Consider the following 19628-nt stretch of genomic DNA (forward strand, 5'->3'; position numbering starts at 1 on the left):
ACCTCGCGACGCCTGCACGACCAATCGGCCGGATCCATCGCCCATCCGCAGCACGATCGTGCGAGCGCCGCGGTCGCTCGTCCTGCACAATGAGGGCGCGCGGCGTCCACGACACCGATTTCGAGTGAACCCCTCGCTCTGGTGCGCGGGGTCTCCAGAGTGGTTGGCATGTTGGATCCGGCCATCACTCTCGCTCGACTCGGCGGCGTCGCCCGCGGCGACCATCTCCGCCCGTTCGGTTTCACCCGGAGTGCGCTCGCACGAGCCGTCGCGGCGGGGCGGATACGACGTGTACGCGCCGGAGTATTCGCCGCCCCCGGCGCGCGTCTCGATGTTCTGGAAGCCGCCATGCACGGCGGCTCGCTGACCTGCGGTACCGCATTGGTCACGCGCGGCGTCTGGGTGCTTCACAAGGATCTCCCTCCGCACGTGTGGGTGGGCCGGAACGGTCGGGTGCATCGGCACGCAGGATGTCGATGCGTCAGCCACTTCTTCGACGGAGACACTCGCTTCGGCGTCGTCGATGTGGAGAGCGCGCTGGTCCACCTCCACCGGTGTGACGGGGACGAGGCGTTCTTCGCCTCCTTCGAGTCCGCCTGGCGGAAGGGCCTGCTGAGCTCCGCCGGGCGACATCGGATCCGAGAAGCACTGCCCCGCACCGCACGCTGGCTGGTCGACCTCGCGCGCCATGACGCGGACAGCGGACTCGAGTCGCTTCTGCGGCTGCGATTGCACCTGCTGGGGATCCGCTTGGATTGCCAGGTGAGCGTCCCTGGCGTCGGCAACGTCGACTTCGTCGCCGGCGGCTGGCTCATCATCGAGGTCGACGGCAAGGAGAACCACGACGGATCCGTGCAACGCCACAAGGATCTGCGACGAGATGCAGCCGCGTCGGCGCGCGGATACGAGACCCTGCGCTTCGACTACGCCCAAGTCGTGCACGATTGGCCGTCCGTGCAGGCGGCGATCCTGGCCGCCCTCGCGCGCATCAATGCCTAGACGCCGCGACACCTGCACGACGATGCGACGCCTGCACGGCCCGCGTCGCGGATCCGTCGTGCATCCGTCGCGGGATCGTGCAGGCGTCGCGCCCGTCGCGTCGCGCGGGCCGGCGCCCAGGCGTCAGCTGAGCTCTCCGCCCTCCAGCAGCTCGGTGACGAGGGCGGCGATCGCGGAACGCTCGGAGCGCTGCAGCGTCACGTGCCCGAAGAGGTTGTGGCCCTTCAGGGTCTCGATGACGCTCGCGATGCCGTCGTGGCGGCCGACGCGCAGGTTGTCCCGCTGGCCGACGTCGTGCGTGAGGACGACCCTGGAGTTCTGGCCCATCCGGCTCAGCACCGTCAGCAGCACGTTGCGCTCCAGCGACTGCGCCTCGTCCACGATCACGAACGCGTCGTGCAGCGAGCGACCGCGGATGTGGGTGAGCGGCAGCACCTCGAGCATTCCGCGCTCGACGACCTCGTCCATGACGTTGCCGGAGACCACGGATCCGAGCGTGTCGAACACCGCCTGCCCCCACGGGCTCATCTTCTCGTCCTTGTCGCCCGGCAGGTACCCGAGCTCCTGGCCGCCGACGGCGAACAGCGGGCGGAACACGATGATCTTCTTCTGCTGCTGGCGCTCCAGCACCGCCTCCAGGCCCGCGCACAGGGCGAGCGCCGACTTGCCGGTGCCCGCGCGGCCGCCGAGCGAGACGATGCCGACGTCGGGATCCAGGAGCAGGTCGATCGCGATGCGCTGCTCGGCCGAGCGTCCGTGCAGGCCGAACACCTCGCGGTCGCCGCGGACCAGCGAGTACTCCCCGTCGCCGGTCACGCGGCCGAGGGCCGAGCCCCGCTCCGAGTGGATGATGAGACCGGTGTTCACGGGGAGGCCGATCGCCTCCTCGCTCGTGCCGACCTCGCTCTCGTACAGGTCGCTCATCTCGTCGCCGGAGAGCGAGATCGAGCTGATCCCGGTCCAGCCGGAGTCCACGGCCTGCTCGGCGAGGTACTCCTCGGCGTTGATGCCCAGCGAGGCCGCCTTGACCCGCATCGGGAGGTCCTTGGAGACGACGGTGACGTCCTGACCGTCGCCCGCGAGGTGCATGGCGACCGCGAGGATCCGGCTGTCGTTGTCGCCGAGACGGATGCCGCTGGGCAGCACCGAGAGGTCGGTGTTGTTCAGCTCGACCCTCAGCGTGCCGCCGTCGCCGATCGGGACCGGGAAGTCGAGCCGGCCGTGCTCGATGCGCAACTCGTCGAGGTGGCGCAGCGCGCGCCGGGCGAAGTATCCGAGTTCGGGATCGTGACGTTTGCCCTCCAGTTCGCCGATCACGACGACCGGCAGGACGATGGAGTGCTCGGCGAAGCGGAAGAACGCCTGCGGATCCGACAGCAGCACGGACGTGTCGAGCACGTACGTCTTCAGATCCTGGTCGGGCGTTGCACCTCCTCGAGGTCCTGCCGTTTCACTGGCGGCGCTGGTGCGGGTGCTGCTCTTCAGTGCGGTGCGTGCGGCCACAACCCTCTCCCGACCCGGGAATTCTCCCGGTGCTAGGCGAGTCGACCAGGGCCACGAGTCGCGATCCTTGAGGCCGACTCGATCGGACGCCGTGTCCGATGCCATGAACGTAAGACCCCCCGCCGACATCGCGCAGGAGGGACACGCCCTCTGTTCGGTTAAGTCCGTGTTAACTGTTCGCGACGTCGGCGAGCGCGTCGTCGAGAAGGTCGAGGGTGTCCGCCGACGTGCCCGCGTGCGGTGAGACGCGCACGGCCCCGTCGCGCACGGTGACGGCGACGCCTGCGGCCGCGAGCGCTGCAGCGAGCCGCTCCGGATCCCGCGGCGCCAGCACCACGATCCCGGCGCGCCGCACGGTCTCCCGCGGCGAGGTCACCGGGATCCGATGCCGGTCGGCGATGTCCAGCACCGCGTCGACGCGCGCGGCCAGCACCGCGGCGACGTCCGCGACGCCCACCGCGCGGAGCTCCGCGGCCGCCGCGGCGAGCCGTGCGGAGGCGAGCGGATCCGCCGCGCTGACGGCGTACGCCTGCGCCGACGCCGCCGGCTCGGGCAGCGCGTCGGCGGGCAGACCTGCGGCGGCCGTCGCGATCCGCCCGCTCAGCACGGGGCGGATCGCCTCGCGGGCACGCGCGGTGAAACGCGCGAAGCCGGTGCCCCGGCCCGCGCGCAGCCACTTGTAGCCGTGCCCCACGACGACGTCGGCGACCGCCCAGTCCTCGTCCACCACGCCGAACGACTGCACGGCGTCGACGATCAGCAGCCGCTCGGGGCCGAGCGTCTCACGCAGGGCCCCCAGGTCGGCACGGTAGCCGGAGCGGAAGTCCACCTGGCTGACGACGAGCGCGCTGACCGCCGGATCCAGTGCCGCGGCGACGGCGTCCGGCGTCACCCGGGTGCCCGCCGGTGAGATCCACCGCGGCGCGAGCCGCCCCGCCGAGGCGGACGCGGCGCGGTCGAGGGTGATCGTGACGCTGGGGAACTCCGCGGCGGAGGCGATGACCGTGCCGTCCAGCCCGGCGAGCGCCTGCTGCAGCGCATGCGTGGACGACGGGTGCAGGGTGACCTCATCCGCGTCCGCGTCGAGCAGGGCCGCCACGTCGCGCCGCGCCGCAGCGTCGTTCCCGGACGCCGCGGCGATGTCGTCCGCCCGTCCGGTCGCGAGCAACGCCGCCGTGTCGCGCAGGGCGGTCGTCGCCGCCGGGGACATCGGCCCGAACGCCGCCCAGTTCAGATACCCGGGGTCCTCGCCGAAGGCGGCCGTGTACTCGTCGATCGCACGCATCCCGCCAGTCTGACACGGGGCCGACGCCGCCCCTGAAGGCCACCAGCCGGTGAGTGGCCCTGCGGAGCGGCTCGCACGGCGGAGGAGGGAAGGCGCACGATGGTGCGCCGCCGACGACAACGCCGCGAGGCGCCCGCAGGGGGCCGTCAGCGCCCGAAGCGGCGGTCGCGGTCGGCGTAGTCGCGTATCGCGCGCAGGAAGTCGACCTGACGCAGATCCGGCCCCAGCGCCTCCACGAAGTAGAACTCGCTGTGCGCGCTCTGCCAGAGCAGGAAGTCGCTGAGGCGCTGCTCGCCGCTGGTGCGGATGACGAGATCGGGATCCGGCTGCCCGCCCGTGTAGAGGTGCTCGCCGATCATCTCCGGGGTGAGATGGGCGGCGAGGTCCTCCATCGTGCCGCCGGAGGCATCGTGCTGGGCGAGGATCGACCGCACCGCGTCGACGATCTCATTGCGTCCGCCGTAGCCGACGGCGAGGTTCACGTGCAGGCCGGTGTGGCTGCGGGTGCGCTCCTCGGCCTCGGCCAGCACCCGCGCGAGCTCGGGCGGGAGGATCTCGGCGCGGCCCACGTGCTTCACGCGCCAGTTGCCCTCGCGGGACAGCGCGTCGGCGAGCTCGCCGATGATCTCGATGAGGTCGGCGAGCTCGGCGGAGTCGCGCTTGCGCAGGTTGTCGGCCGAGAGCAGGTACAGCGACACCACGCCGACCCCGAGCTCGTCGCACCAGCCCAGGAACTCGCGCATCTTCGCCGCGCCCGCCCGGTGCCCGTGCGCCGGCGTCGCGTACCCGAGCTGCCGCGCCCACCGGCGGTTGCCGTCGATCATCATCGCGATGTGATGCGGCACCGACTGCGGATCCAGCCTCCGTCGCAGCCGTCGGGTGTACAGCCGATAGAGGGGGCCGTTCCCGGACTGATCGGACCGTGCGCTCACGTGAATACGCTACCGCGCGCACGACGTCCCACGATCAGCGCGTTCCCATGTCGCACACGGGGTATGTACGGCGTACGGCATGCGCCGCGGCCTAGAGTGCAAGCATGCGCAGAGCGACCCGAACCGCTGCACCGGAAGTGCCCCAGCTGCCTCTCCTGGAGGCCGCCGCCGTCGACGCGCAGATCGACATCAAGCCGACCTGGCGGGGCTGGATCCACGCCGGCACCTTCCCCGTCGCGATCGCGGCTGGGATCGTGCTCATCGTGCTCGCCCAGGGCGGGGTCGCGAAGTGGGCGGCGGCGGTGTTCATGGTGACCTCGATGCTGCTGTTCGGCAACTCGGCCCTGTACCACCGCTTCAACTGGAAGCCGAAGACCAAGGCGGTGCTCAAGCGCATCGACCACGCCAACATCCTGCTGCTGATCGCGGGCACGTACACCCCGCTCGCGACGCTGGCGCTGCCGCCGGCGAAGGGGATGCTGCTGCTGACGCTGGTGTGGTCGGGGGCGATCCTGGGGATCCTGTTCCGGGTGTTCTGGATCCACGCCCCGCGCTGGCTGTACGTCGCGCTCTACCTGCTGCTCGGCTGGGCGGCGGTCATGTACATCGTGGATCTGGTGAACGCCAACGTCGCGATGATGGTGCTGGTCTGCGTGGGCGGACTGCTCTACACCGGCGGTGCGATCGTCTATGCGCTGAAGAAGCCCAACCCGTGGCCGGGGAAGTTCGGTTTCCACGAGATCTTCCACGTGTGCACGGTGCTGGCGTTCCTCTGCCACTGGACCGCGTGCCTGCTCATCTCGCTGGCGCCCCTGCACCCGTCGCTGGGCTTCCCGGGCTGAGTCAGGCCTTCGGGCCGTCCTCGCCGGCGTCCGGCGCGGTCTCGCCGCGCGCTGCGGCCTCCTCGGCGTCGAGCTCGGCGCGCACCTCCTCGCGGTACCGCACCCGCCGGATGCGGCGCTGCATGTCCCAGATGAGCAGTGCGGCGAAGACGACGACCACCGCCACGATCACGAAGCCCACGGGACCCGGCGTGACCAGATTCGGGTCGACAGTCGGGGTGGGAGTGGGGGTCGCCGTCGCAGCAGCCAGGATCGTCTCGAGCATCGGATCGCCTTTCGTCTTCAGCCCTCCGGGCCGGCGGGCCCTTCAGGGTCGAGCCCGCCGTCGCCGTGGGCTTCCGGGGTCGTCCGGCCGGTCGGGCGCAGGGCCGCGCGCGGGATAACCTGGAACCACCAGCCTAACGATCGGATGCACCCCGCCGTGACGACCCCCGCCCAGCTCGACGAGCGCTACGGCCGCGGACGGCGCCGTCGTCTCCCGATGATCATCGTGATCGCCGTGGCCGCGGTCGTCGTCGGCGTGTTCGGGTGGTGGACCTGGCAGGGCTCGGCCGACACCGTCGACGTCACGGGAACCGGCTACCACCTCGTCGACGACCACAGCGTCACCGTGTCCTTCCAGATCTCCGCGCCGGTCAACCGGCCGGTGCACTGCATCGTGGAGGCCCAGGACGAGGAGTTCGGGATCGTGGGGTGGCGTCTGGTCTCCTACCCCGCCTCCGACACGCACATGCGCGCCTTCACCGAGCACGTCCCGATCGTCGCGCCCGCGACGACGGGTTTGGTGAACTCCTGCTGGGTGTCCTAGGCTCATCCTGTTGATCGACGCCCCGGCAGGTGCCGGGGCGTCTTGGCATATCCGGGATCTCCCGGATCCGATTCGCAAGGAGTTCACCGTGTCGAACGACGCACAGGTCCCCTTCCTCACGCAGGAGGCGTACGACCGTCTTGTCGCGGAGCTGGAGAACCTCTCCACGGTCGGCCGCGAGGAGATCGCCAAGCGCATCGAGGTCGCACGCGAGGAGGGCGACCTCAAGGAGAACGGCGGCTACCACGCCGCCAAGGACGAGCAGGGCAAGATCGAGGCGCGCATCCGCACCCTGGAGACGCTGCTGAAGACGGCGAAGGTCAGCGAAGCCCCGCCGAGCCGCGGCATCGTCGAGCCCGGCACGGTCGTCACCGCCACCGTCGCCGGCGGCGAGGAGGTCTTCCTCCTCGGCAGCCGCGAGATCGCCGGCGGCACCGACCTCGACGTCTACAGCGAGGCGAGCCCCCTCGGATCCGCCATCCAGGGTCTCAAGGTCGGCGACAAGACCTCGTACGAGGCGCCGAACGGCCGCTCCATCGAGGTCGAGATCCTGAAGGTGGAGACCTTCGTCGGCTGAGCCGCATCCCGCATGACGAACCCGCCGCGCCATCGAGGGCCGGCGGGTTCGTCGTCTGCGGTCAGTCCTGCACGACCACCGGCTCGAAGCCGGCCGCCCGCAGCGTGTCCAGCGTGAGCTGGGAGTGCTCCGGGCCGCGGGTCTCCACGCTGAGCTCGAGGATGACGTCGTTGATCTGCAGGCCGTGACCATGGCGGGTGTGCATCGCCTCGATCACGTTCGCGCCGGCGTGCGCGATGAGCTCGGACACCCGGGCCAGCTGGCCGGGGCGGTCGGGCAGCGGGATGCGCAGCGTCAGGTAGCGGCCCGAGGCGGCCAGACCGTGCGAGACCACGCGCTGCAGCAGCAGGGGGTCGATGTTGCCGCCGGAGAGCACGGCGAGCGTCCTGCCGGTCCCGCTCACCTTGCCCGCGAGGATCGCCGCGACCCCGACCGCACCCGCCGGTTCCACGACCACCTTCGACTGCTCCAGCAGCAGCAGCAGCGCCCGCGCGATGTCGTCGTCGCTCACGGTCACCACCTCGTCGACGAGCTCCTGGATCATCGCGAACGGCACGTCACCCGGCCGGGCGACGAGGATGCCGTCGGCGATCGTGGGCTGCGTGACGATCTCGACCGGATGCCCTGCGGCCAGCGACGGACCCATGGCGGCGGCGTTCTCCGCCTGCACGCCGATGATGCGCACCGTGCGACCCTGCTCCGCGGCGCGGGCCTTGACGGCCGCGGCGACGCCGGCGATGAGGCCGCCTCCGCCGATGCCGACGAGGATCGTCTCGACGTCGGGGACGTCCTCCATGAGCTCGAGGCCGAGCGTGGCCTGACCGGTGACGATGTCGCGATGGTCGAACGGCGGGATCAGCACCGCGCCGGTGCGCTCGGCGAACTCGGCGGCCAGGCGCAGCGACGTGGCGACCGTCTCCCCCTCGAGCACGACCTCGGCGCCGTAGCCGCGCGTCGCGAGGAGCTTCGGCACGGGCACGCCCATGGGCATGAAGATCGTCGCGGGGATGCCCAGCGCCTGCGCGGCCAGCGCGACGCCCTGGGCGTGGTTGCCGGCGGACGCGCCGACCACGCCGCGGGCGCGCTCCTCCGCCGTGAGCCGGGAGAGGCGGTGCACGGCGCCGCGGATCTTGAACGAACCGGTGCGCTGCAGGTTCTCCATCTTGAGCGTCACCGGGGAGCCGAGCACCCTGGTCAACGCCACCGACGGCAGCGTCGGGGTGCGCACGATGACGCCGTCCAGTCCGGCGGCGGCCTGCTCGATCTCGGCGAGCGTCGGGATCCCGGCGAAAGCGGGGGTGGTCTCATTCGTCATCGCTTGCGTCATCGCGCACTCCTTCTCCGCGCCCGCGGCACGGTCCGCCAGATGTAGTCGCCGTCGGGATCGGCGCCGGTGCGCCAGGCACCGGAGTTGATGGTCACGGCCGCCACGTTCACGAACGCCGCGAGCGGCACCGCGAACAGCGCACCGGGGATGCCCGCGATCAGCGCACCGCCGGCCACCACGAGCACGACGGCGAGCGGGTGCACCTTGACCGCCGACCCCATCAGGATCGGCTGCAGGATGTGTCCCTCGATCTGCTGCACGGCGAGCACCACGACGAGCATCCACAGGGCGATCCACGGGCCGTTGTAGACGAGCGCGAGGAACACCGCGAGGGTGCCGGTGACCACGGCGCCGACGATCGGGATGAAGGATCCGAGGAACACCAGCACGGCGACGGGGACGGCCAGCGGCACGCCGAGCAGGAAGGCGCCCAGGCCGATGCCGAGCGCGTCGATGAACGCCACCAGCATCTGCGTACGGGCGTAGTTGATCACGGTCGCCCAGCCGTTGCGCGCGGCGGCGTCGATCGCGCGGCGCGAGTCCCGAGGGAAGAGCTTCGCCGTCCACGCCCAGATGCCGCCGCCGTCGGCGAGCAGGCAGAGCAGGATGAACAGCGTCAGCACGGCGCCGGTCGCGACGTGCCCGAACGTCGAGCCGACGGCGATCGCCCCCGACTTGAGCAGCTCGCCCTGTTCGCTGAGGAACTTCGCGCCCTGGTCGAGCAGATCCGTGATCTGCGTTCGGGTGAGGTGCAGCGGTCCGTCGATGAGGAACTGCTGCAGCTGGTCCCAGGCGGCGACGGTGCGCGCCTGCACGCCGTGCCACTGCTGCGTGATCTGCCAGACCGCGAGCCACAGCAGGCCACCCACGATCGCGACGGTGCCGATCAGCGCCACGACGATCGCGAGCCAGCGCGGCCAGCGCGCCCGCAGCATCGCGCTGAACACGGGCCAGAGCAGGGCCGTGAGAAGGATGGCGATCATCAGCGGGATGACCAGGATCTTGAAGAGCATCACGAGCCAGATGACGACGCCGAGGGCGGCCGCGATCGCGAGGAAGCGCCAGGAGTACGCGGCGGCGATCTTCAGACCGGATGGCAGGGCGCGCTGCACGTCGTCGCGCACATCGACGCGCCCCGTTACGGTGCGCTGCCGGACGAGATCGCGCAGCCGGGGTGTGCTGTTCTCACTCATCGGCCCAGTCTACGGGCGCCGCACGGGCGCCCTGACGCGGGTGTCGGCCTGCGCCGGTCGCCCGGCGCCCGAGGGAGGCGATGTCGGCGGCGGTCGTTACGCTGGCCGACGTGACACGTTCTCCGGCCGCGCCCTCCCCCGTCGACACGTTGAGCGCCGGCGAGGCGCGGCGGATCGCGCTCGCGGCGCAGGGCTTCTCCCGCCGGCGCCCGGCATCACCGGGAGTGCGGCATCTGCACAGCGCGATGGCCCGCATGGGCGTGCTGCAGATCGACTCCGTGAACGTGTTCGCCCGGTCGCACTACCTGCCGCTGTTCTCCCGCCTGGGTGCGTACGACCCGGCGATGCTGGAGCGCGCCTTCCTGTCCCGTCCGAGCGCGTCGCGTTCCGGGCGCTACACCGAGTACCTCGCTCATGAGGCCACGTTCCTGCCGGTCGAGGACTGGCCGCTGTGGGGCTTCCGCCGCGACGCGTTCCGCGCCAAGCGGGGCGCGTTCTGGGGACAGAGCTCGTCGGCGCGCACGCTGGACTGGGTGCGCGCAGAGCTGCGCGATCGGGGCCCGTCCCGCCCCGCGGAGATCCGCGGCGACGCGCCCGGCGGCCGTGGCGGCTGGTGGGAGTGGGACGAGGTCAAGCACGCCCTGGAGTACCTGTGGCGGATCGGCGATGTGGCGATCGCGGGGCGCGACGGCTTCGAGCGCCGCTACGCCCTCGCCGAGGACGTGGTGCCGGTCGACGTGCTCGGACGCGACCTGGACCGCGCCACGGCGGTCGGCGAGCTCGTGCGCCGCGCCGCGCGGGCTCACGGCGTCGCGACGGCCGCCGACATCGCGGACTACTACCGCATCAAGGACCGGGCGCTGGTCCTCTCGGCGATCGAGGATCTGGTCGAGCGCGGCGAGCTGGAGCCGGTGCGGGTGCGCGGCTGGGAGCGCGGCGGCCGACCCGTGCCGGCCTGGCGCCATGCCGAGGCGGCCCTCCCCCGCCGCATCGACGCGACCGCGATCCTCACGCCCTTCGACCCGGTGGTGTGGTTCCGCGATCGGGCGCTGCGCGCGTTCGCGCTCGACTACCGCATCGAGATCTACACGCCGGCCGAGAAGCGGCGCTACGGCTACTACTCCCTGCCGGTGCTCGTCGGCGACCGCATCTCCGCACGCGTGGATCTGAAGGCCGACCGTGCGAGCGGGACGCTGCGCGTGCAGTCGGCGTGGTGGGAGCCGCAGGCGCGGCCCGCGGCCGATGTGGAGCGCATCGCCGCCGAGCTCCGCATCGCGGCCGCGTGGCAGGGCCTGGAGCAGGTCTCCGTGTCCGCCTGGGGCGACGCGTCCGGCGTGCTCGCCGCGGCGCTGGACGCACACCCGGAGCGCGTGCAGCGGCACGACGTGGGACGCACGGATCTGGTGCCGCTCGGGGTCGGTTCCTGAGCGAGCCGAAGGCGAGACGAAGGACGTGTCAGAACTGGACGCGGGGAGGCTCAGCGATCGCCGCGCCGTCCGCCGCTTCGAAGAACTCCCGCTCGGTGAAGCCGAGGTTGCGGGCGAACAGGTTGTTCGGGAACACCTTGATCTTGGTGTTCAACTCGCGCACGCCGCCGTTGTAGAACCGGCGGGAGGCCTGGATCTTGTCCTCGGTGTCGACCAGGGCCGACTGCAGCTGCAGGAAGTTCTGGCTCGCCTGCAGCTGCGGGTAGGCCTCCGCCACGGCGAACAGGCTCTTCAGTGCCTGCTGCAGGTGCCCTTCCGCCGCGCCCGCCTCGCCCGGTGTGGAGGCGGACAGCGTCTCCGCGCGGGCACGTGTGACGTTCTCGAACACGGCCTTCTCGTGGGCCGCATAGCCCTTCACCGTGTCGATGAGGTTCGGGATCAGATCCGCTCGTCGCTTGAGCTGCACGGTGATGTCGCTCCACGCCTCGTCGACGCGGACCCCCAACTGCACGAGCGAGTTGTACGTAGCCCACAGATAGATGCCGACGGCGACGATCAGAACGACGATCACTCCGACGACGACGAGGACTGGAACAAGAACATCCACGGACGACGACCCCCTAGCAGACGCGGTTTCGGCCCATCCTATCCCGGCATCCTCCGTGCGCGCCGGGCTGCCAGCGAACGGTCAGGCGCCGAGGACGCGCTCGAGATACCGGTTGCCGAAACGGCGTTCCGGGTCCATCCGATCCCGCAGTGCGACGAACTCCTCGAACCGCGGATAGCGCTCGCGGAGACGCTCCGCGTCGAGCGAGTGCAGCTTGCCCCAGTGCGGACGCCCGCCGTGCGCGAGGCAGATCGCCTCGACCGCATCGAAGTACTCGCGGGGGTCGTGCCGCCAGTACCGGTGCAGCGCGATGTACGCGGATGCGCGCTCGTGCGCCGTGGAGAGCCAGCGGTCGTCGGCGGCGGCGAAGCGCACCTCGATCGGGAACTCGATGCGCCATCCGCGCTTCGCGATGAGCGCCTGCACGGCGCGGAACACCGGCACGATCTGATCCTGCGGCAGGGCGTACTCCATCTCGCGGAAGCGCACGGTGCGGCTCTGCGTGAGCACGCGGTGCGACAGATCCGTGTATTCCCGGTCGCCCGTGAGCTTCACCGCCAGCCGGCTGAACGGCGGGGTGATCGCCGGCACGGCGACGCCCGCAGCGCACACCACGCGGTAGACGCCATTCGAGAGCAGGGTCTCGTCGATCCACTTCCCCACCTTCGGCAGCGGCCGTCGCACCGCCGACTCCGGCAGCCGCTCCGTCGTCTTGGTGAGGGCGACGTCCGTGTGCGGGAACCAGTAGAACTCGAAGTGGTCGGCCTCCGCGACGCGCTCGTGCACCGTCTCGAGCACCTCGTCCAGCGGCGCGGGCGCGTCCACGGCGTGCATGACGAACGCGGGCACGCACTGCAGTGTGACCTCGACCAGGATCCCCAGTGCGCCGAGTCCCAGCGCGATCGCCGGCAGCAGCTCCGCGTTCTCCGCCTCGTCGACCCGCAGGAACTCGCCGGCGGCGGTGATCAGCGTCGCCCCGACGACCTGCGCGGCGAGGCCGCGGAAGGCGGCACCGGTGCCGTGCGTGCCTGTGGAGATCGCGCCGGAGATGGACTGGCGGTCGATGTCGCCGAGGTTCTCCATCGCGAGTCCGAACGGGGCGAGCAGCGCGGGGATGCGGTGCAGGCGCGTGCCTGCGAGCAGAGTGACCCGGCCCCGCGCCTCGTCGACCGACACCAAGCCCTGCAGATCGTCGAGCTCGAGCAGCACGTCGGGTGCCACCGCCACGCCGGTGAAGCTGTGGCCGGCGCCGACCGCCTTGACCCGGAGCCCGTGCGCGGCAGCGGCCAGCACCGCGCGCTGCACACCCTCCGGAGAGCGCGGACGCTCTACGCGGAGCGGCCGAATGGAGGCCGAGCGGCCCCAGTTGTGCCAGGTCTCCCCCGGTCGTGTCACAGGAATGCCTTCCCTTCGCCGCGATACGTGGGCAGTTCGGCGACGACGCGGTCACCGTCGACGAGGTGGTAGCCGAGGATCCGCTCAGCCGGCTCGCCGCTCTTCGCGTGCCGCAGCCAGACGCGGTCCCCGACGCGGAGCGAGCGAGCGGCATCGCCGCGCAGCGGGGTCTGCACCTCGCCCGCGGCCTCGCGCGGCGCGGTCTGCAGGCCCTGCGGCCACACCGGACGCGGCTGCCGCGACGCGACGGCGGGCCCGGACGCGATCCAGCCGCCGCCCAGGATCGTCGCGATGTCGGGCGCCGGTCGGCGCACCACGTCGAACGCGAAGGCGCTGGCCGGGGCGGGGTGGAACGAGCGGTAGCCGTCGAACAGGTGCCCCGCGAGCAGGCCGCTGCCCGCCGTGATCTCGGTGAGGGCCGGATCGGATCCGGTGTACTCGAGCGATCCTGTGCCGCCGCCGGTGACGAACTCGAGCGGCGCGATCGCCTGCACGGCCTCGACGATGCGGGCGCGCCGCTCCCGCAGCTCCTGACGGGACTGCGCCTGCACCGTGCGGATCACGGTGTCGCCGCTGCCGGTGTCGTCGCCCTGACCAGCGATCTGCGCCTCGTACATCTGCAGGCCGACGAGCTGGAAGCCGTCCCGCTCGGCGGCGCGCCGCGCGAAGCGCGCCACCTCCTCGGGGGTGTGCAGCGGTGAGCGGAAGACGCCGATGTGGCCGATGCCCGGGGCGCGCCAGGACGCGTCGGCGTCGACCGCGATGCGCACCCGCGGGCGGCGGGCGGGAGCGGCGACCGCGTCGATGAGGTCGAGCTGCGACTCGTCGTCGACCACGAGCGTGATCCGTGCACAGGCGCGCTCGTCCGCGAGCAGGCGCTGCAGACCCGGCCGGTCGGCCGTCGGGTAGGCCAGGACGATGTCATCGTGGTCCTCCGCGAGCCAGAGGGCCTCCGCGAGGGTAAAGGCGAGCAGTCCGCGGTAGCCGGGCACCCGCAGGGCGGCGTCGATGACCTCGCGCACGCGCACGGACTTCGTCGCGATGCGGATCGGCAGTCCGCCGGTGCGGACCACCATGTCCATCGCGTTGAAGCGCAGTGCCTCGAGATCGATCACCGCGACCGGCGCGGGCAGATGCGCAGTGGCCTCGGTGAGCCGGGTCCACCACCGCGCCGGGTCATGCCAGGGCTGGGCGCGACGACGGGTGGGGGCGGCGACGCTGCCCTGATCGGCGATGAGCTCGAGCACGAGTCCACCCTATTGGCTCGGAGTCAACATCGCGCAGGGCGCCGCGCTCGCTAGGCTCGGAGCAGGCCCCCGTAGCCCAACGGCAGAGGCAGGCGACTTAAAATCGCTTCAGTCTGGGTTCGAATCCCAGCGGGGGCACCTTCGGCTGTGCCGCCGGAGGCGGTGCGGCCGAAGGTGGCCGTGCCGGGCGAGGACCCGGGCCGGGCCCATCCGGCCGAGGCTCTGCGCGCCGCGCAGCGGCGGGTGGAGAGCCGGATGGTGCGGTTCGAATCCCAGCGGGGGCACCCGGTCACGCGCCGGGGCGGCTGTCGAGCCACACCGCGTTCCAGTCCAGGATCCGCGGATCCGCGAGACCCTCCGTCACGAACGGGTCCGCGGCGACGAATCGCTCGGCCTCGCCCCGCGTCGAGAACACGCCGATGGACCCCACCTCCGGATCCGGCGTCGCGAACGGCCCGAGCGCGACGAGTCCGCCGCCCGCCTCGTGGAAGGCCCGGTAGTACGCCTGATGGCGGGGGAACACCTCGAGCACCTGCGCGCGGTCCACGCCGTCTCGCAGTCGGTACAGCACGACACAGTCCACAGACGGATGGTAGCGCCGCCCGAGCCGGTGCGCGCTCCGCCCCGCCACGACCGCAGCCGGATCAGTGCCGGAACCACGAGCCGAGCACGCGATCGGGCAGCGGTGACGTCAGAGCGTCGAGATACGCGACCTCCTCACGGATCGTGGCCAGCAGGGATTCCGCCAGATCCATCGTGACGCCGTTGCGGATCACGATGCGCTGCACCGTGATCTGCTCCAGATCTGCCGGCAGCGGGTAGGCGGGCACCAGCCACCCGCGCATGCGGAGACGATCGGACAGGTCGTAGAGAGTCCAGTTCGCGGTGTGCCCGTCGACGAGGCGCCAGGCGAACACGGGGATCGTGGATCCATCGCTGATGAGCTCGAACGGCTCGAGACCGCCGATGCCGTCGGCCAGGAAGCGCGCGACCGCGCGCGAGGTGCCCTGGACCTCGGCGTACCCCTCCCGCCCGAGTCGCAGGAACAGATAGAACTGCAGAAGGACCTGGGCTCCCGGGCGCGAGAAGTTCAAGGCGAGGGTCGGCATGTCGCCGCCCAGATAGCTGACCCGGAACACCATCGACTCTGGCAGAGCAGGGGCGTCGCGCCAGACGACCCAGCCCAGGCCGGGGTATACCAGCCCGTACTTGTGACCCGAGGTGTTGATCGACGCGACCCTTCCGACGCGGAAGTCCCATGCGAGATCCGGATCCAGGAACGGCGCCACCATTCCGCCTGACGCCGCATCCACGTGGATCGGCACATCATGTCCGCGGTCGGCCGCGATGCGGTCGAGCGCCTCGGCGATCTCGGCCACCGGTTCGTAGGCGCCCGTGTAGGTGACGCCGAGGATCGCGACCACGCCGATCGTGTTCTCGTCCACGTACCCGTCGAGCAGTGCGCCGTCCAGCGCCGGATGCTCGGCGCTCACCGGCACGAACCGCGGCTCCACCTCGAAGTAGTTGCAGAACTTCTCCCAGCACACCTGGACGGCGCTGGACATCACCAGATTGGGCCGCGATGCGTCGCCGCCCACGGCGTGCCTCTTCTCCTGCCAACGCCGCTTGAGCGCGATGCCCGCGAGCATGCACGCCTCGCTCGAGCCGATCGTGGACGTGGCCGGCGCCGCCGCCGGATCAGGCGCGTGCCAGAGGTCGGCGATCATGCGCTGGCAGTAGGTCTCGATCGCCGCGGTCTGCGGATATTCGTCCTTGTCGATCATGTTCTTGTCGACCGCTTCGGCGTAGAGCCGCTGCGCCTCGTCGTCCATCCACGTGGTGACGAAGGTGGCGAGGTTGAGACGCGCATTGCCGTCGAGCATGGTCTCGTCGCTGACCACGTGATAGGCGGTGAGCGGATCCATGCCGCGGTCCGGGATCCGATGCTTGTCCACGAAGGGACCCGAGCCGGGCCGGCGGTGCAGTGGGTTGACGTGGAGGCGTTCCTGCGACATGTCGGCTCCGGCGGGGTGCGATCTCGAGGTGTGCGCGTCACCCTAGCACCACGACCGATCCGTGCCATGAACGCGAGACGCCCCCGGATCCGCACTCCGACGAGTGGGATCCGGGGGCGTCTCAGCGAGCCTTACTTGGCCGCGGCCTCCGCGGGCTTCTTCGCGGCCGGGCGCTTCGCGGCGGGCTTGGCCTCCGCCGGCTTGGCGGCCGGAGCGGGAGCCGCGGGTGCGGCATCCGCGGCCGGACGCGGGCGGGCGGCGAACTCCTCGAACACCGCGCGCGGCGTCTGCAGCGCCTCAAGGCCGACGATGTCGCGGCCGAGCCACAGGTTGTTCCACCAGCCCCACAGGACGCGCCACTTGCGCTCCCAGGACGGCATCGCGAGGCCGTGGTAGCCGCGGTGGGCGACCCACGCCAGGAAGCCCTTGAGCGCGAGCTTGCCCGACTGGAACACGCCGTTGTAGAGGCCGAGGCCGGCCACGGCGCCCAGGTTCTTGTGGAAGTAGTCCTTCGGCTCCTCGCCGCGCAGCACTGCGACGAGGTTCTTGGCGAGACGCTTCGCCTGTCGCACGGCGTGCTGCGCGTTCGGCACGCACATGCCGCCCACGCCACCGCCGGAAAGGTCGGGGACGGCCGAGACGTCGCCGGCGGCCCAGGCGCCCTCGACGATCTCGTCGGCGGTGCCCACGCGCAGATCGGCGCGGGTCTGGATCCGGCCGCGCTCCTCGACCGGGAGGTCGCCGCCGCGCACGACGGTCGGGTTGGCCATGACGCCCGCAGTCCAGACGATGAGGTCGGACGGGATGACCTCGCCGGTGGAGAGCTCGACGTTGCCGTCGACCGCCGACTTCACCTGCGTGTCCAGGTGGACGTTGGCTCCGCGCTTGGCCAGATCCTTCAGAACCCACTCGCTGGTCGGCAGCGAGACCTCGGGCATGATCCGGCCCATCGCCTCGATCAGGTGGAAGTGCGTGTCGTCGAACGTCAGCTGCGGGTACTTCGCGATGAGCGCCGAGGCGAACGAGCGCAGCTCGGCGAAGGCCTCGATGCCGGCGAAGCCGCCACCCACCACGACCACCGTGAGCAGGCGGTCCCGCTCCGGGCCGGCGGGGATCGACGCGGCCTTGTCGAAGTTCGACAGCAGCTTGTCGCGCACGGCGACGGCCTCTTCGATGGTCTTGAGCCCGATCGCGTTGTCCGCGATGCCGGGGATCGGGAAGGTGCGCGAGACGGCGCCCGCGGTCACGACGATCTGGTCGTACGCGAACTCGTACGGCTCGCCGACGGCCGGGGTGATCGTGGCGACCTTCTCCGCGTGGTTGATGCCGGTCACCTTCGCGGTCACGACGTTCGTGCGCTTGAGGTGACGGCGGTGCGCGACGACCGCGTGCCGCGGCTCGATCGAGCCGGCGGCGACCTCGGGCAGGAACGGCTGGTAGGTCATGTAGGGCAGCGGGTCGACCATGGTGACCTCGGCCTCGCCCTTGCGGAGGTGCTTCTCGAGCTTCCACGCGGTGTAGAAACCGGCGTAGCCGCCGCCCACGATCAGGATCCTGGGCGCGACGGCGCTCTTTGCCACGGTGCTCTCAGTCACGGAGGCTTACTCCTCAGTCATCGGGATTTGGGCGTGCGTTGGGTGCGCGCCGAACGGATGCGCCGGGCAGCAGCGGTGACGCCAAGCGCTATCAGGATACCAGGCACCGTGAGCGCGACGAGCGGGAGGGTACCGTACAGCAGTGATTCGGCGCTGGGGATCAGCGGCGAAGCGGGCTTGGCCGGGGCGTCGGCCTTCGGCAGCGGCGGGATCGCGACCGGTGTCGACGTCGCGGGCGCGGGAGCGGGAGCCTCGGCACGGCGGTGCAGGCGGATCCAGTCCGACAGATCCCCGAGCGGGTTCTGGTCGACCGCGGGCAGCGCGGTGCTCACCGCCGCGGCGGCGTCGATCAGGCCGTAGCCGTACAGCGGATCCGGATGAGCGGTCGCCTGCGGCGCGCGCCGAGCGGTCTGGATGATCTGGTTGATCACGTTGTCGGCGTCCATGTCCGGATGCGCCGCGCGCACGAGAGCGACCACGCCCGCCACGATCGGGGCCGCGCCGCTGGTCCCGTTCCAGGTCTCGACCGTGCCGTTTGCGTCGATGCCGAGCAGGGACTCGCTGGGCGCGGAGACGGCGATCGAGATGCCCTGCGTCGAGGCGGCGCGGCTCGCGACGCCGCGCTGGTCCACGCCTCCGACGGCGAGGACGCCGGGGATCGTCGCGGGCGCCCCGACCATCGCCGTGCCGCTGCCGCGGTTGCCCGCGGCCACCACGACCACGACGTCGTGCTGGAAGGCGTACAGGAACGCGTCGTCCCAGCTGCGGTCCCAGTCCAGCGTGTTCGTGGTGAAGGAGAGGTTGATCACCTTCGCGCCGTGGTCGACCGCCCAGCGCATCGCGTCCGCCACCTGCTTCGCGAACGGGACGGGGGCGGTGGTGCCGAACCCCAGGGAGATCGAGAGCAGCTTCGCCTCGGGGGCTACCCCGATCATGCCCGTGCCGTCGGGGTTCGGCCGCCCGGCCGCGAGGGAGGCGACCCGGGATCCGTGATCGCTGTCGAGCGGTCCGAGCGGAGTGCGGCCGTCGTCGGATCCGATCCCCGAGACGTCGGTGCCGCCCACGACCGCGCCCTGGAACTGGCTGGGACCGTTCGCGATGCCCGTGTCGATGACGGCGATCGTCACCCCGGCGCCGCGCGTCGTCTTCCACGCGGCGTCGATGTGGGCGCCCTCGATCCAGTACTCGGCTGCACGCACCGGATCCGGAGTCGGCGTCGGCGTCGCCCCGAGCGCCAGGGGCGCGACGAGGGCGAGCGCGAGCAGCGCGACGGCGGTGCGGAGTCGCCGGGCGCGGGGCGTGCGGACGAGAGGCGCGGTCATCGGACTCGGATCACCGTCCCAGGGCGGCTCCGGGCTCGGCGCACTCGCAGCGCTCGGGTGACCAGCGCGCGCGGCGCAGCGCCTCATCGCCGATGGGGTTGACGCCCTCCCCCGCAGCCAGGGCGTGTCCGGCCAGCGCGTGCAGGCACTTCACGCGGGTGGGCATGCCTCCCGCCGAGACCCCGGCGATCTCCGGCACGTCGCCGTACTGGGCGCGGTCGGCGAGGTAGGCCTGATGCGCCGCCCGGTACGCGGAGGCGATGCTCTCGTCGTCGAGCAGCAGGGCGAGCTCCGGCATCACATGCTCGGCCTCGAGGGTCGACATCGCCGCCGCCGCGGCGGGGTGCGTGAGGTAGTAGAAGGTGGGGAACGGCGACCCGTCCGACAGACGCGGCAGGGTCGCCACGACCGTCGGGTTGCCGCAGACACAGCGCGCGGCGATGCCGACGACTCCGCGGGCCTCGCGGCCGAGCTGCGCGGAGACGACCGCGAGCTCGGCGTCGGTGGGCGGGGCGAAGGGGGGCGTGGTCACCCTTCCAGAGTACGGGGTCGAA

Annotated in this window: 19 protein-coding genes and 1 tRNA gene; 6 read left to right on the forward strand and 14 right to left on the reverse strand. The window is 71.4% G+C overall.

All coding sequences use genetic code 11. The annotated features are described in order from the left end of the window. The first annotated feature begins 168 nt into the window (after positions 1-168). Positions 169-999, forward strand: a complete 831-nt coding sequence (locus ACYQ1L_RS13780; RefSeq protein ID WP_460004649.1) for a DUF559 domain-containing protein — start codon at positions 169-171, stop codon at positions 997-999. Positions 1000-1122: 123 nt separating this feature from the next. Here ACYQ1L_RS13780 and phoH2 read toward each other — a convergent pair whose 3' ends face one another. From phoH2 to ACYQ1L_RS13795, 3 genes are all read right to left on the reverse strand, one after another. Continuing rightward, a complete protein-coding gene (phoH2, locus tag ACYQ1L_RS13785; protein ID WP_460005828.1) occupies positions 1123-2409 on the reverse strand; it encodes an RNA 5'-3' helicase PhoH2 in 1287 nt (428 codons plus the stop codon). Between the two features lie 262 nt (positions 2410-2671). Then, on the reverse strand, positions 2672-3787 hold the full coding sequence (locus tag ACYQ1L_RS13790) for a PLP-dependent aminotransferase family protein (RefSeq protein ID WP_460004650.1): 1116 nt from the start codon (positions 3785-3787) through the stop codon (positions 2672-2674). A 146-nt stretch (positions 3788-3933) separates the two neighbouring features. Continuing rightward, positions 3934-4719 (reverse strand): isoprenyl transferase, encoded by a 786-nt coding sequence (locus tag ACYQ1L_RS13795; protein WP_460004651.1) that lies wholly within the window; start codon positions 4717-4719, stop codon positions 3934-3936. 104 nt (positions 4720-4823) lie between these two features. Here ACYQ1L_RS13795 and trhA point away from each other — a divergent pair, with 104 nt between their 5' ends. Then, on the forward strand, positions 4824-5561 hold the full coding sequence (trhA, locus tag ACYQ1L_RS13800) for a PAQR family membrane homeostasis protein TrhA (RefSeq protein ID WP_460004652.1): 738 nt from the start codon (positions 4824-4826) through the stop codon (positions 5559-5561). Position 5562: 1 nt separating this feature from the next. Here the strand turns inward: trhA and ACYQ1L_RS13805 are convergent, their stop codons facing one another. Beyond that, the gene (locus ACYQ1L_RS13805; RefSeq protein ID WP_460004653.1) at positions 5563-5826 is read right to left on the reverse strand and encodes a hypothetical protein; all 264 of its coding nucleotides are present in this window, start codon (positions 5824-5826) and stop codon (positions 5563-5565) included. Between the two features lie 156 nt (positions 5827-5982). Between ACYQ1L_RS13805 and ACYQ1L_RS13810 the strand changes: the two genes are divergently transcribed. Together ACYQ1L_RS13810 and greA are read left to right on the forward strand one after the other, a co-directional pair. Further along, entirely contained in the window at positions 5983-6369 is a 387-nt protein-coding gene (locus tag ACYQ1L_RS13810) for a DUF4307 domain-containing protein (protein ID WP_460004654.1), read from the forward strand. A gap of 88 nt (positions 6370-6457) precedes the next feature. Then, positions 6458-6946 (forward strand): transcription elongation factor GreA, encoded by a 489-nt coding sequence (greA, locus tag ACYQ1L_RS13815; protein ID WP_159575413.1) that lies wholly within the window; start codon positions 6458-6460, stop codon positions 6944-6946. A gap of 61 nt (positions 6947-7007) precedes the next feature. On the opposite strand, the gene ilvA is transcribed toward greA, so the two are convergent. Continuing rightward, positions 7008-8273 (reverse strand): threonine ammonia-lyase, encoded by a 1266-nt coding sequence (gene ilvA, locus ACYQ1L_RS13820; protein WP_460004655.1) that lies wholly within the window; start codon positions 8271-8273, stop codon positions 7008-7010. Further along, positions 8270-9466, reverse strand: coding sequence for an AI-2E family transporter (locus tag ACYQ1L_RS13825; RefSeq protein WP_460004656.1), 1197 nt, complete (start codon positions 9464-9466; stop codon positions 8270-8272). The genes ilvA and ACYQ1L_RS13825 overlap by 4 nt, the downstream gene beginning before the upstream one ends. Before the next feature lie 110 nt (positions 9467-9576). Between ACYQ1L_RS13825 and ACYQ1L_RS13830 the strand changes: the two genes are divergently transcribed. Continuing rightward, a complete protein-coding gene (locus ACYQ1L_RS13830; protein WP_460004657.1) occupies positions 9577-10893 on the forward strand; it encodes a winged helix-turn-helix domain-containing protein in 1317 nt (438 codons plus the stop codon). Between the two features lie 28 nt (positions 10894-10921). Here ACYQ1L_RS13830 and ACYQ1L_RS13835 read toward each other — a convergent pair whose 3' ends face one another. The 3 genes from ACYQ1L_RS13835 to ACYQ1L_RS13845 form a co-directional block, all read right to left on the reverse strand. Further along, positions 10922-11500, reverse strand: coding sequence for a LemA family protein (locus ACYQ1L_RS13835; RefSeq protein WP_460004658.1), 579 nt, complete (start codon positions 11498-11500; stop codon positions 10922-10924). An 81-nt stretch (positions 11501-11581) separates the two neighbouring features. Beyond that, on the reverse strand, positions 11582-12895 hold the full coding sequence (locus ACYQ1L_RS13840) for a D-arabinono-1,4-lactone oxidase (protein ID WP_460004659.1): 1314 nt from the start codon (positions 12893-12895) through the stop codon (positions 11582-11584). Continuing rightward, a complete protein-coding gene (locus ACYQ1L_RS13845) occupies positions 12892-14142 on the reverse strand; it encodes an alanine racemase (protein ID WP_460004660.1) in 1251 nt (416 codons plus the stop codon). Before ACYQ1L_RS13845 ends, ACYQ1L_RS13840 begins: the two co-directional genes overlap by 4 nt. Positions 14143-14207: 65 nt before the next feature. Here ACYQ1L_RS13845 and ACYQ1L_RS13850 point away from each other — a divergent pair. Further along, positions 14208-14280, forward strand: a tRNA-Leu gene (locus ACYQ1L_RS13850). A 151-nt stretch (positions 14281-14431) separates the two neighbouring features. On the opposite strand, the gene ACYQ1L_RS13855 is transcribed toward ACYQ1L_RS13850, so the two are convergent. From ACYQ1L_RS13855 to ACYQ1L_RS13875, 5 genes are all read right to left on the reverse strand, one after another. After that, entirely contained in the window at positions 14432-14725 is a 294-nt protein-coding gene (locus ACYQ1L_RS13855; protein ID WP_460004661.1) for a YciI family protein, read from the reverse strand. A 61-nt stretch (positions 14726-14786) separates the two neighbouring features. Beyond that, positions 14787-16157, reverse strand: coding sequence for a glutamate decarboxylase (gene gad, locus ACYQ1L_RS13860; RefSeq protein ID WP_460004662.1), 1371 nt, complete (start codon positions 16155-16157; stop codon positions 14787-14789). Between the two features lie 131 nt (positions 16158-16288). Beyond that, positions 16289-17752, reverse strand: coding sequence for an NAD(P)/FAD-dependent oxidoreductase (locus ACYQ1L_RS13865; protein WP_460004663.1), 1464 nt, complete (start codon positions 17750-17752; stop codon positions 16289-16291). A gap of 17 nt (positions 17753-17769) precedes the next feature. Then, the gene (locus tag ACYQ1L_RS13870; RefSeq protein WP_460004664.1) at positions 17770-19074 is read right to left on the reverse strand and encodes a S8 family serine peptidase; all 1305 of its coding nucleotides are present in this window, start codon (positions 19072-19074) and stop codon (positions 17770-17772) included. Between the two features lie 10 nt (positions 19075-19084). Continuing rightward, entirely contained in the window at positions 19085-19606 is a 522-nt protein-coding gene (locus tag ACYQ1L_RS13875) for a DUF501 domain-containing protein (RefSeq protein WP_460004665.1), read from the reverse strand. Positions 19607-19628: the final 22 nt, after the last annotated feature.

It is taken from the genome of Microbacterium xylanilyticum (assembly GCF_054654695.1).